Annotated in this window: 15 protein-coding genes; 13 read left to right on the top strand and 2 right to left on the bottom strand. The window is 58.2% G+C overall.

Annotation, left to right across the window (positions count from 1 at the left end; translation table 11 throughout):
- Nucleotides 1-73: 73 nt before the first annotated feature.
- The 13 genes from AC1DIJ_RS15895 to AC1DIJ_RS15835 all read left to right on the top strand — a co-directional run bounded on the left by AC1DIJ_RS15895 (nucleotide 74) and on the right by AC1DIJ_RS15835 (nucleotide 12,816).
- Nucleotides 74-922, top strand: coding sequence for a lytic transglycosylase domain-containing protein (locus AC1DIJ_RS15895; protein WP_477831456.1), 849 nt, complete (start codon nucleotides 74-76; stop codon nucleotides 920-922).
- A gap of 61 nt (nucleotides 923-983) precedes the next feature.
- Nucleotides 984-1,277, top strand: a complete 294-nt coding sequence (locus tag AC1DIJ_RS15890) for a TrbC/VirB2 family type IV secretion system protein (RefSeq protein WP_477831455.1) — start codon at nucleotides 984-986, stop codon at nucleotides 1,275-1,277.
- Nucleotides 1,278-1,280: 3 nt separating this feature from the next.
- Nucleotides 1,281-1,580 carry a VirB3 family type IV secretion system protein gene (locus tag AC1DIJ_RS15885; protein ID WP_112389228.1) on the top strand — a complete coding sequence of 100 codons (300 nt, stop codon included), beginning with the start codon at nucleotides 1,281-1,283 and terminating at the stop codon, nucleotides 1,578-1,580.
- Nucleotides 1,581-1,582: 2 nt separating this feature from the next.
- On the top strand, nucleotides 1,583-3,997 hold the full coding sequence (locus AC1DIJ_RS15880) for a VirB4 family type IV secretion/conjugal transfer ATPase (RefSeq protein ID WP_112389229.1): 2,415 nt from the start codon (nucleotides 1,583-1,585) through the stop codon (nucleotides 3,995-3,997).
- An 80-nt stretch (nucleotides 3,998-4,077) separates the two neighbouring features.
- Nucleotides 4,078-5,100 carry a lytic transglycosylase domain-containing protein gene (locus AC1DIJ_RS15875; protein WP_112389520.1) on the top strand — a complete coding sequence of 341 codons (1,023 nt, stop codon included), beginning with the start codon at nucleotides 4,078-4,080 and terminating at the stop codon, nucleotides 5,098-5,100.
- A gap of 12 nt (nucleotides 5,101-5,112) precedes the next feature.
- Nucleotides 5,113-5,814, top strand: coding sequence for a type IV secretion system protein (locus AC1DIJ_RS15870; RefSeq protein WP_112389230.1), 702 nt, complete (start codon nucleotides 5,113-5,115; stop codon nucleotides 5,812-5,814).
- 3 nt (nucleotides 5,815-5,817) lie between these two features.
- Nucleotides 5,818-6,033 (top strand): hypothetical protein, encoded by a 216-nt coding sequence (locus tag AC1DIJ_RS15865; RefSeq protein ID WP_112389231.1) that lies wholly within the window; start codon nucleotides 5,818-5,820, stop codon nucleotides 6,031-6,033.
- Between the two features lie 9 nt (nucleotides 6,034-6,042).
- Complete coding sequence (locus AC1DIJ_RS15860) at nucleotides 6,043-7,074, top strand: TrbL/VirB6 family protein (protein WP_112389232.1); 1,032 nt, start codon at nucleotides 6,043-6,045, stop codon at nucleotides 7,072-7,074.
- Nucleotides 7,075-7,097: 23 nt separating this feature from the next.
- Entirely contained in the window at nucleotides 7,098-7,790 is a 693-nt protein-coding gene (locus AC1DIJ_RS15855; protein WP_112389233.1) for a VirB8/TrbF family protein, read from the top strand.
- 23 nt (nucleotides 7,791-7,813) lie between these two features.
- On the top strand, nucleotides 7,814-8,596 hold the full coding sequence (locus AC1DIJ_RS15850; RefSeq protein ID WP_477831471.1) for a TrbG/VirB9 family P-type conjugative transfer protein: 783 nt from the start codon (nucleotides 7,814-7,816) through the stop codon (nucleotides 8,594-8,596).
- Nucleotides 8,596-9,834 carry a type IV secretion system protein VirB10 gene (gene virB10 / locus AC1DIJ_RS15845; RefSeq protein WP_112389234.1) on the top strand — a complete coding sequence of 413 codons (1,239 nt, stop codon included), beginning with the start codon at nucleotides 8,596-8,598 and terminating at the stop codon, nucleotides 9,832-9,834. Before AC1DIJ_RS15850 ends, virB10 begins: the two co-directional genes overlap by 1 nt.
- Nucleotides 9,815-10,825 (top strand): P-type DNA transfer ATPase VirB11, encoded by a 1,011-nt coding sequence (gene virB11 / locus AC1DIJ_RS15840; protein ID WP_477831470.1) that lies wholly within the window; start codon nucleotides 9,815-9,817, stop codon nucleotides 10,823-10,825. The genes virB10 and virB11 overlap by 20 nt, the downstream gene beginning before the upstream one ends.
- Nucleotides 10,822-12,816: a type IV secretory system conjugative DNA transfer family protein gene (locus AC1DIJ_RS15835; protein WP_112389236.1), complete on the top strand. Its 1,995-nt coding sequence runs from the start codon at nucleotides 10,822-10,824 to the stop codon at nucleotides 12,814-12,816. Before virB11 ends, AC1DIJ_RS15835 begins: the two co-directional genes overlap by 4 nt.
- A gap of 348 nt (nucleotides 12,817-13,164) precedes the next feature.
- Here AC1DIJ_RS15835 and AC1DIJ_RS15830 read toward each other — a convergent pair whose 3' ends face one another.
- Together AC1DIJ_RS15830 and AC1DIJ_RS15825 are read right to left on the bottom strand one after the other, a co-directional pair.
- Nucleotides 13,165-13,503 (bottom strand): hypothetical protein, encoded by a 339-nt coding sequence (locus tag AC1DIJ_RS15830; protein WP_162706024.1) that lies wholly within the window; start codon nucleotides 13,501-13,503, stop codon nucleotides 13,165-13,167.
- A 365-nt stretch (nucleotides 13,504-13,868) separates the two neighbouring features.
- The gene (locus AC1DIJ_RS15825) at nucleotides 13,869-14,285 is read right to left on the bottom strand and encodes an MreC domain-containing protein (protein ID WP_112389238.1); all 417 of its coding nucleotides are present in this window, start codon (nucleotides 14,283-14,285) and stop codon (nucleotides 13,869-13,871) included.
- Nucleotides 14,286-14,945 lie beyond the last annotated feature (660 nt).

Raw genomic sequence — 14,945 nt, 5'->3', positions numbered from 1 at the left:
CAGTTCATTTTGCAATTGACAATATGGAAGAATTGCTGTCGCTTGCCGTCGAATGCAACGCACGGGTAGCCCTATGTTCAACAGGTTTTTCCTCAGCCTCACCGCAACGCTAGCATGCCTTTCTGCCCCGAAGATCCATGCGCAGAGCCTAAAGACCTTTGATTCTGAACGGTTTTATGCCGCTGCAGCTGGAGAGAGTGCCAAGCGCTCGATTAATGCTACAGAGTTCGCGATCGACGGTTCAGGCATCGTCAGCCGGGTTATCCCTCGCTCTCAAGAAAAAACCTATTTTGGTTCAATATCGAGTTTGAACCCCGATGATGCGGATACTGCTACAGGCAGCACATTTCCGCTGAAGACGGAAACCGAATCGGTTCATCCAGGCCTCACATCGGTTCAGGGACCCTGCGGTCCCTCCCCGGCGTCGATCGAAGAAATCAAAACGTTGGTGGTCATCGCAGCAAATCGGTACAGCGTCGATCCGGACTTTGCGTTGGCCGTCACATGGACGGAAAGTCGCTTTGACCGCGTTCGAAATAGCCCCAAAGGCGTTCGCGGACCAATGCAGCTTATGCCGCAGACGGCACGGCTCTTTGGTATTACCGATATTTGCGACCCTGTCGCAAATATCGACGGCGGAGTGCGCTATCTGCGTCGCCTCCTCGATGAGTTCAAAAACCCGATCATTGCTGCCGCCGCCTACAATGCGGGTGAGCAGGCGGTCTACGACAGCGGCGGCGTGCCGGCCTATCCCGAAACCGTCCGCTATGTCTCCTCTGTCATCAACCATCAGTTTGGTTTTCCCACCCCGATCACGGCAAGGGCGGACGGCAAATCACCCATCGAAATCAGTGAGACCTCCACGATCGACGTCATCGGCGCGCGAGCACCGAAATTCGTCAGCGGCGTCATGCAATTCTGAAGCAAAGGAGCAGATCATGAAACCTGTCTCATCGCCCCGCCGGAAGCTTCTGGTAAAGGGTATGGCCATCGTTGGCGCATTTGCCCTCGTACAGCTTGCCTCCGCTGATCTTGCCATGGCGCAAGCGACCAATCAGGCGTTTGCGCCCCTCCAGACGGTCGTGCAGGCGGTCGTCGACTTCATCACCGGGCCTTTTGGTCGGCTCATTGCCATCATTGCCGTCATTGGCCTCGGATTTCTCGCATTCGCTGGCCGGCTAAGCTGGTTCACCGCAGGCGCGGTCGTCCTCGGCATCGGACTGGTCTTCGGGGCGCCCGCGATCGTCGATCAGTTGATCTCCACGGTCGGGAACTGATCCATGGCGACCGCTCAGGATGACAAGCCTCACTTGACCCCGCTGGTGATCGGCCTCACCCGGTCACCCACGCTCTGGGGCGTCCCCTACATGGCGGTCGTCCTGGTGATTGGCCTGACGATCATCGCCTGGCTCGTGACCAACGCACTTTGGGCACTGCTTACGGCGCCTGTCGCTTATGCGGCTCTCTTCACCCTCTGTAGCTGGGATGCACGCGTGCTCGACGCGCTGCAGGTCTCCAGCCGCCTGACGCCCCGAACGCCGAATAAGACGTTCTGGGGCGCCAATTCCTATGGGCCCTGACCATGCTGAGCGTTATCCGCGAAGAGCTCGGCTTCGGCCCGATTGGCCACCGCGAACGGCCCATGGCAAAGCACATTCCCTATCTGCGTCATGTTGCAGACACCGTCATCAAGCTTGATGGCGGCGCGCTCATGAGCGTCATCAAGCTGGACGGTCTTTTCTTCCAGACGGAAGATCAGGCCGAGATCAATATGCGTTCGCTCGTGCAGAACACGCTGATCAGAGCCCTTGGCTCCAGCCGGTTTTCGCTGTGGTCCACCGTTGTCCGGCGGCAGGTCGATACATCCATCGACGGTGAGTTCGACGATCCTTTCTGCGCCGAACTCGACAGGCGCTATGCGGCCTCGCTTGGCGGCAAGCGCATGTTCACCAACGAACTTTATCTTACGGTACTTCGATCGGGGATGCGCGGCGCACTGGCCGCAGGTGATCGCGCGCGCCGACTGATCGGTCTCGCGTCTGGGCGCGATGGGCAAGCTGATCAAAGCCGAGAAACGATCAACGAGCTCGAGGAACTTGTCGGCAATATCGTCCGTGACTTGAACAAATATGGCGCAAGAGCGCTCGGCATCCGCTCGATCGAAGGGTCGCCCTATTCCGAACCGGCAGAATTTTTGAACTCGGTCCTCACCTGCGGAGTACAGCGAAAGATGCGCTTGCCGCGCATGGGGCTTTCGAATTTCGTTGGCACATCGAGGCTGCATTTCTCCAGGCGGACCATGCAAGCGCAAGGGCCGGTTAAGCAAGACGACCGCTTCGGCGCGATGCTGTCGATTAAGGAATATCCGCCCTTCACCGGGCCCGGGATGTTGGATGGCCTGCTTCAGGTGAACCACGAATTCATCCTGACTCAGTCCTTCACGCTTGCAGACAAGCCAATCGCGCAGGAGCGGATTACACGTCTGAAGCGACAGATCGGCGCTTCGGACGAGGCTGGAAGCGATGTCGAAACCGATATCGATTTCGCGCTGAACAGCCTTCTGAACCAGGAAGCCGTCTTCGGCTTCCACCATCTGTCGCTCCTCTGCCTGTCGCGGGATCTGGACGGGGTCAACAAGTCGGTCTCCGACCTTGGCGCCTGTCTTACTGACATGAACATCAACTGGCTGCGCGAAGATCTCAACCTGGAAGCGGCCTTCTGGGCGCAACTGCCTGGCAATCATGCCTATATCGCGCGACGCGCCATGCTCTCAAGCGCCAACTTTTCCGGCCTTTCGTCGATGCACAATTTCGCGGCCGGACAACGAGAGGACACGCACTGGGGAAGCCCGATCACCATCCTCGAAACGACGAGCCAGACACCCTACTGGTTCAATTTTCATCGGCGCGATATCGGCCACTTCCTCGTCACTGGACCGACCGGATCCGGCAAGACAGTCGCCCTCACCTTTCTCTTGGCCCAGGCCTTCCGAGTAAAACCCTCACCGCGCGCTGTCTTCTTCGATAAGGATCGCGGCGCGGAAATTTTCATCCGGGCAATGAACGGCTCCTACGAGATCCTCTCACCCGGAACTTCTACCGGTTTCAATCCGCTGCAGCTCGAGAACTCCGGTGAAAACCGGGAGTTTCTCCTCCGTTTGCTGAAGGCGATGCTGCGCAAGGATCGCTCGGATGCCTTCGATCAGGAGGAAGAAGACACGCTTGAGCGCGCGATCGTGCGGATCATGTCCGAACCGGTGGCGGAGCGAACGCTCGTCAACTTTTCCGGTCTCCTGACCGGCCGTTCACGTGCCGATCCTAACGATCTCAATTCTCGGCTTCGGCCCTGGATCGACGGAGAAAAGGCTTGGTTGTTCAATGCAAGGCACGACGTCTTGTCCTTTTCCGGCCGCCGCGTATTCGGCTTCGACATGACGAGCATCCTCGACAACGACGAGGTTCGCACCCCGGCTCTGATGTATATCTATCACCGTCTTGACGAGCTCTTCGACGGCACGCCTGTGATGATCTTCATGGACGAAGGATGGCGCCTGCTGCGAGATCAGACCTTCAGCGACTTCATCGTCGACAAGATGAAAACGATCCGCAAACTGAATGGTATTGTCGGATTTGGCACCCAATCGGCTGCCGATATCGTGAACTCGCCGGCGGCCCATACCCTGATCGAACAGTCGGCGACCAATATTCATTTCCCGAACCCCCGCGCCGACGAGGAAAGCTACATCAACCGTTTCGGGCTGACGGCGAAGGAATTCGGCTTCATCCGCAATACGCCGCCCGAAAAGCGCTCCTTCCTCATTAAGCACGGCAATGACAGCGTCATCGCCAGGCTCGACCTCGGGTCTATGCCCGACCTGATCAAGGTCCTCTCCGGGCGCAAGGAGACCGTCGAAGAATGCGCAGCGCTTCGTGATCAGTTCGGTGACGACCCCATGGGCTGGCTCGCGAGGTTCTGCGGCTGGGAGCAGCAACCGTGAGAGGCAGCCGCACTCCGACATATGCCACCGCCGTGCTCGTGCATCTCGCATGCGGGCTTGGCGTTGGTCCCTATCCTGCAATGGCCGACGTACCAACGATCGACAGCACCAATTTCGACCCAAGAGATCGTCGAGACAAAACGACGAGCAATCTCGAAGACACGGATCACGACCGTTACACCATCCACACATCCGTAACCTGCTCGATGTATCGGCCGGGCCAAAAAAACGATCCGGTCGGGGCTGCGCAAGCCAACCCAGAAATCGCCGGGCTCGCCCGTCGGGTCGCGCAGGAACAAGGCGTCGACGAAAGCCTCTTTCTCGCTCTCATCTATCAGGAAAGCCGGTTCAATCCCTGCGCCAAGTCCGCCGCCGGCGCGACTGGCCTGACACAGCTCATGCCGGCGACAGCGGCAGGCCTCGGCGTTGACGAGAACAATATCGAAGACAACCTGCGCGGCGGCGCGCGATATCTGAGAGAGCAACTGCTAAAATTTGGCGGCGATACCAATCTGGCACTTGCCGCCTACAACGCAGGTCCGGGAGCGGTCAGCAAGTATGGCGGGATTCCGCCGTTCAAGGAGACGCAAGGCTACGTCGCCTCGATCACGCGGGACTGGCTGCCGGCCTTCGGTGGCTCAGACAAGTCGGGGATTCCCCTCAATTTTGGCGGTGGGGAGACCGCCTATACCGGCATGCGGTCATCGACGCTCAATGCCATGAGCGCAAGCGCGTCGACGTCGGACAGCCTTGGCAACGTTGCAAGTTGGTACCAGCAACTGGGCGCGATGCAGACCGGTACGATCCAGGACAGTTGGGACCAGAATTCGACGGCCCGCAACGCCAATCTGGAAATGATGAACAACGTCATCAAGTTGACGACGGCGATGGCCGACCTCGTCAATTCTCGCAATGCGATGTCGGCAGCCAATCTTTCCGGATCATCACGGACAGCCGCCGGCAGGTCCAATGATACCTCGCCGCGCGATACGACCGGCTTGTGCGACCCCCGACAGAACCTGGTGTGGAGCGACGAGCAAAACGGCTGCATTCAGAAGCGCCCCAATACCAACGATGTGCGGCTACTGCTTCAGCCGCAATGAAGGAGGACTGCAATGATAATCAAGGCCTCGTGCACATTGATCCTGTTCTTGTTGCCGGCAGCCGCGCTTGCCGACGTTCCGGTGATCGACAAGACCAACTACGCGGTCGCCAAGCAGACCGCGGATACGACGGACAAGATCCTCGATACCAACAAGAACATCCTGACGACGGTGCAGGATACGCTGAAGGCGGTGACGGGTGACCGCGGCAGCACCGCCGCGCCCCTGAAGGACCTGGCGATCGGCAACGGCTTCAGCATCTCCTCCATCCCGTCCTTTGATCGCATCCTCAAGGAGGGCGTTCCCAATTTTGGATCGATGGGCGGCGATATCGCCAAGGCAGCCACCGTTTTCATCAATGGCTTGCAGCTGGTGAAAAGCCTGTCGGGGAAGGAAAACAGCAGCTTTTCCGGTGACAAGTCCTACGAGCAGCTCGTCAACTCCGTGCTCAGCGTTTCAGCGCTGATCAACGGATCACAACAGGCAATCGAAACGCGAAGGAGCGCTTTTGAGCAAGCAGGGTCGCAGATCGGCAGCGCTCAGGACATCAAGGGGTCGATCGATCAGAACAGCCAGCTCCAGGTCCAGTCGGGCCTGACGTTGAACGAGATGATCGGTGTGATGAACGGCGCAGTCTCAGCGCTGCAGGCGGAGAACCAGCGGCGCCTGACGGATATTTCCAACACCAAGAAGGCGCTGAGCTACGGCAACTGAATCATGAAAAACGCGATCCTGAATGCCGCAGTCGTTGCAAGCCTGTCGATGTTGGCAGGCTGCGGCACGGTCAAGGAAAAGACCGCCCCCTGCAAACGGCCGGCCAACCTGACCTCCTTTGCTGCTGATCCCCGAAACGATTGCGGGCCGATGCGGGCGGTCAACAATCCCGCCGCCGCCTTTGCCGCGATAGGCATCCCCGAACCAGGCGGCAAATAGGGTCTCAAGATGCAAGATTTTCTGGGCGATCTCCTTCAGCGGATTGAAGATTCCGGCTCGAGCTTCTCGCAGCAGGCCTATACCGTTGTCGGCAACGAATTAATGCCGCTCTTGCGGATCATGCTGATAGTCTATGTCGCCTGGTATGGCCTGCAACTTGTTATGGGCACCTCGCGTCTATCGGTCGGCGAAACCATCGGCCGGATTGTCAGGATGATGATCATCCTGGCGCTTGTCGGCTCCTGGGCAAATTTCAATAACCTCTTCTACCACTGGCTCAACGACACACCCGAGGATGTTGGTCGGGCCATTCTTGCGGCTTCCGGAACGGGGATTACCGATCCCACCAATGGCCTGTCGCAGATCTGGAAGACGGCCAACGAGGCGGCCTCGGCTTTCGCCGAGCAATCGGGCTACTTCTCCATCCTCCCCAGCATGATTGGCATCCTGACCATAGTCGGCGCCGGCGTGTTCATCGCGATTGCGCTAGCGATCCTCATCCTCGCGAAGGTGATGCTTTGGGTGCTGGTCGGTGTCGCGCCAGTCTTCATCGCCTGCATGCTGTTTGAACGAACCCGGGGATATGGCATCGGCTGGTTCAATCAGGTCCTGACCTACGCGCTTATTCCACTGTTCATTTATGTCATCGCCGCCTTTCTGATCGCAGCGATGAGCCCGGAGCTCACCAAAATCGATGCAGCAAGCGGATTAAGGACCCTCACCCTTGCCGACGTCGCAGGCTTTCTGCTGCTCTGCGTCGCCGGTGGATTTGTCATGCTCTACATCCAATCGATCGGTCAGGGGATCGCCGGCGGGATTGCCGTTGGCGTCGGCAGCGCCGCACGCCGCATTTCGCAGTTCGTCGGAATACAAGTTCCGCTGACGGCGGCGCGCGGCAGCACAGCTGCCGGCCGAGGTGCCTATCGCGCTGGCCGCTCCCTTGCCAGCAGGTTCAGCAACCGCGGTGGTGGCGACGAAGACACCGACGGAGCGCGGACCGCGATGCAAACGAAGATTTCCCGCCAGGGCCTCCCAGGCTGATCAACCGGATATGAAGCACCAACATGGCAGATACCAAAGAACTTGACCTTCGGACCTATTATCAAAGCGGGGACATCTGGGAGCAGGAGATCGTCAAGAAGGCGAAGCGGTCCCGTACCCTTGCCTGGTTGGTGACGATGATATTCGCTGGCATAACGTTGCTGAGCCTGCTGGCTTTGGTGATGCTCGTGCCGCTGAAGAGCTTTGAGCCTTACATCATCGAAGTCGACAGGAACACCGGCTATCTCGAGGTCAAGAGCGGTCTTACCCGACCGGCCAACCTCACTGAACAGCAGGCCATCACCCAAGCAAATATCGTGCGCTATATCCGGTCGCGCGAGGGTTACGATCCCTATGCCATCGAGCAGAATTTCGAGATTGCAGCACTCCTGTCGACCGGCAACGCTGCCCGCGAATTGCAGGATCTCTACAGCGCCGCCAACGCCAAAAACCCTGCCAAGGTCTACGGAAAAACGAAACGGGTCACAGTCGAGATAGCATCCGTGACGTTCCCGAACAGTTCTACCGGGATCGTGCGGTTTGCCACGACGGAAGTTTCCGACACCGACGCGGTCACCCGTCATTGGATCGCGGTTGTTCGCTATCGCTACACGGACACGCCGGCGACCAACGAATGGCGCTTCGAAAACCCGCTTGGCTTCCAGGTCTACGACTATCGACGGGATCAGGAAACAGTAACGGAGAGCAATCGGTGAGGCGGTTCTTTCTAAACGGCTTTCTGCTCGCAGCATGCATAGCGAACACATCGAACGCGGTTGAGACGCCAGCCGCCGGCCGGCTCGATCCCCGCGTGACCAGCGTCGTCTACCAGCCGAACAATGTCGTGCGTGTTTTTGCGACTTACGGCATCTCGACGATGATCATCTTCGACGAGGACGAAAAATTCGAGACGATTGCTGTTGGTGACACCTCAAGCTGGGATGTCGTGCCAACCGACAAGGGCAACATCCTCTTTGTAAAGCCGAAAGCGAAGGATGTCGCGACCAACATGAATGTCGTGACCACCAAACGCATCTACTACCTTGAGCTCAATGACTATGCGCCGGAGGACAACAAAAAGGTCTTCGGCATCCGTTTCGTTTATCCCGACAAGGATTTGAATGCCTCGCTGCGGAAGGAGGCCGAAGCGCGCGCCGGCTATCCGAACATTTCCAGCATCGACAAGGCGAACGTCAACATCGACTACTCCTTCTCCGGCGATACGGCTCTTAAGCCGCTGATGGTGTTTGATGACGGCAAGAAAACCTTCTTCAAATTCGGTCCGAAGGTGCCGGCGATCTTCGCGGTGAACAGCGACTTTAGCGAAACACTGCGTAACTTCCGGCGCGAGGGCGAATACATCGTGGTCGATGGCACCGCGACGCAATATACGCTGCGCGATGGCGACCAGTGGACCTGCATCTTCAATCTGCGCAAGCCGGATTTCGGCCAGCCTGAGGCTGATGTCTTCGGCCCCCTACCTGACGGCCGGGCGACGACACGACGAAGGAGCGGCAACTGATGCAGCGTTCTCCAGAACTGGAAGCCATGCTCGCCGGCGACGAGGTCGCGGTGCGCGATAGCCGCGCCCGTCGGAAACACCTTCTCGGCGGGACCGCCTTGCTGCTTGGTGGCGCAGCCCTCGTCTACGTCGTCTTCTTCGGAGCTCAGAAGCCGGCGCACGATGCCTTGCAGGGCGACGAGGAATTTTCGACAACAACCTTCAGGCCGCCGTCATTTCTGCGCCCGGAGCCTCAACCCGATCCAAAGCCAGCCGACAATATCATCCAGATACCGGAGCCGCCGCCCGAAAAACCTGCACCGCCCGACACGACCGAATTTGCCGTGCCGCCACCGCCGGCGGTTGCCGCAGCAACGCCTGCGGCCGAGCCCGAACCGGAAATATTCCCAGAGCGATTCCGCTCGAAGCAGATCGTCGTCGATTCCGCGAAGGGTGAAAGCGACGGATCATCATTCGGTGGCAGCAATGCTGCCGGCGGCCCAACGGTGGCGGGCGAAGATCGCAACAGCAAATTCCTCGCGACAGCGTCGGCCGTCGGCGACCGGTCAGCCCAGGCACGCAAGATCGACCGGATTGACGCGATGATCCCCGAAGGCACGCTCATCCCCGGTATCCTCGAAACTGCGATTAATAGCGATCTGCCGGGCCAGATCCGGGCAATCACGTCCCAGGACGTGTATTCCTTCGATGGTAGGCGCGTCCTGATCCCAACGGGCACGCGACTGATTGGTGAATACCAGTCGGAGGTGACCCGTGGGCAGAAGCGCATCTTCGTCATCTGGACCAGGCTGCTGCGTGACGATGGCGTCACCGTTCGGCTGAACAGTATCGGAACGGATAGCCTCGCACGCTCCGGCCTCACCGGCATTGTCGACAACAAGTGGCGTGAGCGTTTTGGCTCCGCAATCCTGCTCTCGATTGTTGGCGCCAGCTCGTCTTACCTGACGGGTTACGGAAGCGGCCAATACAGCTCGGGCAGTGGCAACGGAGAATCCGATTCCGACCCGGCTGCAGACCTCGCGCGCGAAACGATCGCCCAGACCTTCTCCGACATGGCAAACCAGGCGCTGTCGGAGAACCTCAAAATTCCACCGACCATCAGTGTGCTCCAGGGCGAGCGCATTTTCGTCTACGTCCGGCAGGATCTCGACTTTTCCGCCATGTATCCCGATCCGGTCGAGGAAGCACTGAAGGAGATCAAACATGAACGAGGCCTCGATCAAGGTCGTAGCCGGTAACGATCCGTATTATTTCCTGCGCCGCGCCCTGGCGCCGCTCGGCGAGTTCCTCAATGACCCCGGCGTCATCGAGATATCGGTCAATAGGCCAGGAGAAGTGTTTGTCGAACGCCTTGGCGCGGACGCAATGGAATTCCACGCCATTGCCGCCCTGACAGCTAAGGAGATCGAGCATATTGGCGAACGGGTCGCTTCGGCCAGCAACCAGTTCATCAGCCGGATCAATCCGTTGCTCAGTGCCGCACTTCCCACAGGCGAGCGCATCCAGATTGTCCTGCCTCCGGCTGCCGCGGACGGTGGCTCGATCTCGATCCGCAAGCAGGTCGTCAACGACTTCACGCTGGCGCAATATCGCGACAACGGCGGGCTCGACAGAGTGTCCGTCACCGTTGGCGGCGCGAGCGAGATCGAGACGAGGCTGACCGCTCTGCTCGAAGCCGAGCGGATCCATGACTTTATTGAAACGGCGATCCGCGAACGTGTGTCGATGCTGATCAGTGGCGGCACATCGACGGGAAAGACGACGTTTTTCAACGCCTGCCTCAAAAGCATCGATCCGCATGAGCGCATCTTGACGCTTGAAGATACCCGTGAGCTTTTCCCGCCCCATCGCAACAGCGTGCATCTGCTGGCGTCACGCGGCGACCAGGGCACGGCGCACGTCTCGATCCAGACCCTGCTTGAGGCATCGCTTCGTATGCGGCCGGATCGTTTGTTCGTCGGCGAGATCCGCGGCGCAGAAGCATTCGCCTTTCTGCGTGCGATCAACACTGGACACCCCGGAAGCATGTCGACGGTTCATGCCGATACGCCAACCGGCGCATACGAGCAACTCGCGATGATGATGATGCAGGCCGGCATGTCCTCCGGCTACTCCAAGCAGGATCTGATGTCCTACATCCGCATGGTCATCCCGATCGTTATTCAGTTACGGCGCGACGGCGGGCGAAGAGGCGTCTCCGAGATCTTCTACGCAAGGCGGACAGCATGAGCCGGGAATATGCCGCCGTCTACCTGTTCTTCTGCGCTTTGCTCGCAGTCGCAGTCTGGATGCTTGCCTATTCGCTGATTTTGCAAGTCGTTTGGAAGGATGGGCGCGTCCTCCATATGATGACGACGACCAACCCGCTCGTCCCGTTTCAGCAATTTGCCGCTTATATCGGCAACCGGCCGCTTCAACTGGTCGCCTGCGCAGCCGCGATCCCGGCATTGGCTGCCGCTGTCGCAGCCGCGATGTTCGGACTTCGACGACCATCCAATCCGTTGGGAGACGCGGCGTTTCAGGATATGGCTACCCTGCGGCGCTCAGGCTGGTTCCGCAAGGATGGCCATGTCCTCGGCGCCTACGGTAGCAGTATCTTGAGGCGAAAGGACGATCGTCACCACCTGATCATCGGACCGACCCGCTCCGGCAAGGGTGTCGGCTATGTCATCCCGAATGCGCTGATGTTTCCAGGCTCGATGATCGTCACGGATCTCAAGGGCGAAATTTTCGAACTGACGGCCGGATACCGGAAATCGCGAGGGCATCAGGTATTTCTGTTTTCGCCAGGGTCGCCGAAAACGCATCGCTGGAATCCGCTTGACTTCGTGCGGTCCGATCGCGGCAGCCGTACGATCGATATCCAGAATATGTCAGCGATCTTGATACCGGAGACAGTCGGATCGGAGAATGCCGTCTGGCAGGGCACGGCCCAGCAGGTCATTGCGGGTATCATCAGTTACATCCTGGAGAGCCGCCACTATCACAATCGGCGCAATTTCGGCGAAGTGAATGCTTTCTTCAATGCCGGCGTCGATCTCCAGGCCCTGATGAAGCTTATCAAAGAGAATGAAACGGATCTGTCACGCTTCACGGTTGATAGCTTCAATGCCTACATCTCACTCAACGAACGCGCTGCGCGCTCGGCGCTCCTCGATATCCAGAAGGCGCTGGCTCCGTTCCGCAACGAGCGCGTGGTCGCGGCCACCAGTATCACCGACATCGACATCGCCTCTCTGCAGCGGCGACCGGTCACAATCTATCTCGCACCCAACATCACCGATATGACCATCCTTCGACCACTGCTGACACTCTTCGTTCAGCAGATCATGGATCTCCTGACCCGCGAACATAATCCGGCTGCCCTGCCCGTCTACTTCCTTCTCGACGAATTCCGGCAGTTGAAACGAATGGACGAGATTCTCAACAAACTGCCCTATGTCGCGGGCTACAATATCAAGCTAGCCTTCATCATTCAGGACCTGAAGAATATCGACGAAATCTACGGTGAAACCGCGCGGCACTCGCTGCTCGGCAATTGCGGCCTTCAACTCATCCTCGGCGCCAACGACCAGGCAACCGCCGATTATACCTCTCGTGCACTTGGGAAGCGGACGATCCGCTATCAGTCAGAATCGAGGACGGTCGAGTTGATGGGGCTTCCGCGCCGCACCAAGGTCGAGCAGATTCGCGAGCGCGACCTGATGATGCCGCAGGAGATCAGACAAATGCGGGAGGAGAACGCGATCCTGCTGGTAGAAGGTCAACGGCCAATCCAGACCAAAAAGATCCGCTACTACAAGGTCGAACCGTTCAAGACCGCTGCTGCTGCTCCGTATCGCAATGTGGTTGAAATTCCTGAGGTCGAACTCACGCCGATGCCGATGGTGCCGGCTGTGCTGCAGGACTACAGACAGTCCCCGACCGAAAACCTTGAAAAGCCTGAACTTTCACAAGCAACCGACAAAGAAGCGTCTCCTTCGATAATGCCGAGAAGGACCCGCACTGTTGATCTCGCTTCGAAGGGCAGCATCCCGATGCAACAGGCGCCTGAAAAACTCGTGACAGCAGAGCTGCGTCTCATGAAGACGGCACAAAAATTGAAGGCCGCTGTCGAAAGAGTAGTCGATGACAATCCCAATCTGTCGCTAAAGCAGCGAAAGAGTATTCACGACATCCTTGCAAACACCGTCCCTGATCCGGCGGAGATTGACACCTAGCAACAGCATGCAGCCTACTATAGAACCTGCGCTGGCTCGCCGCTGGCACCATAATGCGTGTGTTGAGAGCGCCAATTCACGACACCATGGGAACGCTCCGTTAGCTGTCTTGCGCCATAGGTTTGTCCCTTTGACGGCAATCTAACGTCCGCAGTCACCACGACGACTAGCAGACCGCCCACATAGCCTTCCATCCCTCGAAGAGGCACACGGAAAGTCTGTCATCAGCTCTTTCACTTGAGGTCGACAAGACATCCTGCATCACGTCAGGCCCCTGCCTAGACGGTTGTCAGCGTTAGCTCTGGATCAACCAATGGAGCCGACAATTGCTTGAGACGGGCGCGACCCTCATCTGCCATCAAAACGGGAGAGCATGTTTCTCAATTGGTCGTTCTGTGTTTCCAGTTTTTCGGCAAGTGTGGCCCTGAGCTGTTTGATATCATCATCCAAGCTGAACGCTGCGGTAACATATTCCCCCCGCTCGTCACTTGGCGGCGTCTCAACGAGTTTGGTTGGGGCTTTGGCCCCTGCGGACTTCAAGGAGACCCGAGACGCCTTGGCCGCTTTCTTCTTAGTTCGAAGATCGTAGGTAGGTCGAGCATCGCTGATCGTTAGCGCATCCTCAGAAACTTGATGCGCATCTCCGGGCTCTTCCGCTATCTCGGTGTGCGTCAGCTGTTCAGTCACCGTCGAGTTTTCCGAGGATACGTGGTGGGCCGAGACCCTGAGGACGACGCGCTCATGCTCGCGTACCATCGCATCTGCAGCCGGGGCGGCCTGTGTGGTCCTCAACTCGTCAGAGGCAACGCTCAACGAGGCCTCTACGCTACGGGGAATTGCCGGCTCATGGGCTGGTTTTGCAGCTTGAGCCGGGGCCTTAGACCTAAATTTCGAGATAATGTTCCATGGCGACATCGACGTTCCCTCTCGCTTGACGCGCCAATATACGCGGCGCAGAGACCGGATCGGAAAGTCCGATCGGGCGAACGATTCTCTACATGGAGTTTAACCGATGGCGGATGCGAAGCAAACCATCCGCCATCGACAGGTGATCACTTCAGTCCAAGACGGCTGCGAAGATCAGCGTTCTCACCGCGAAGCTTTTCTGCCAGCGATTTGCGGAGGCGCTGATTTTCTTCCTCGAGCTGGAGAAGTTCCGCGAAGTCGTCTGCCAGAGGAGATGTGGCCGCTGTTGGATTCGCAGAACGGTTTGGCCCGCGTTTGCCTGTCGTTGGGCTTGCTGCTGTGCGCTTACCGCGGGTCGCTGTGGTGCTGGCAGCTGCCGGCGATGCAGCAACCTCGGTACGCTTGGGACGACCACCACGGTTTTTCTTAACGGGCTCCGCAGTCGTTGCAGCTGCCTTCGCATCCGCCTTTTTGACACGAGGTGCACGTTTCTTCTTTGCCGGGGCTTCCGGCGCTACAGCGGCTGTGTCTGGAGCGATGCTTGGATTGTTTTCGTCGGCCATTGGCGTATCTCCTTGTTTGGCAATTTCGTTGTCGTTCGTAGATTCGAGGCTGTCAATATCGCATGCGATACTTCAGCACTCGAGCATAATGCCCAATCTAGTTTGCAATTGTCTTGATGCGCATCGTTGGAGATCTCACAGCGGCACCGAATGTCGGGCGAAAATGATGAGTGCGATGACACACCACACTAAGCCGCCTGACGCGAACGCGCCCTTCAGTACACCTAACGTGTGCCGGATTGTCAGCCCGAACGTCGTTCCAGAGATCACGACGAATACCGCGCCGAGCCCCAGAAGCATGTAAGGGGCAACTGGGCCGGCCCTCGGTGGGATTTCCAGCAAATACAGAAATGCGAAGGCTGAAGGGATCGCAAGCACTACGGAGGTGGCACCTTTGATACCGCCGCGGTTTGATACCACGCCGCCTATAGCACCGCCCTACACGGCGGCGTCTAGACCGATGCTTACTGCGGTGAAGTTTTCCCTTACGTTCACGAGACTGCGCTCCTAATTATCCGGTTAGCGAGCGCACGGGATCGCCGTTCTATTGAGGCGACCGAAGTGCTCAAAAATTGAGAATAGGACTCTCCCCGCTCGGCTCTCCGACAGACAGTCAATTCGCAAAGGAGCACGCCTGTTACGAATACAGCGTCTTCGTAT

Source organism: Rhizobium sp. 10N427, from assembly GCF_056394605.1.
The sequence above is the reverse complement of the archived record's forward strand: the minus strand, read 5'-3'. Positions and strand labels throughout refer to the sequence as shown.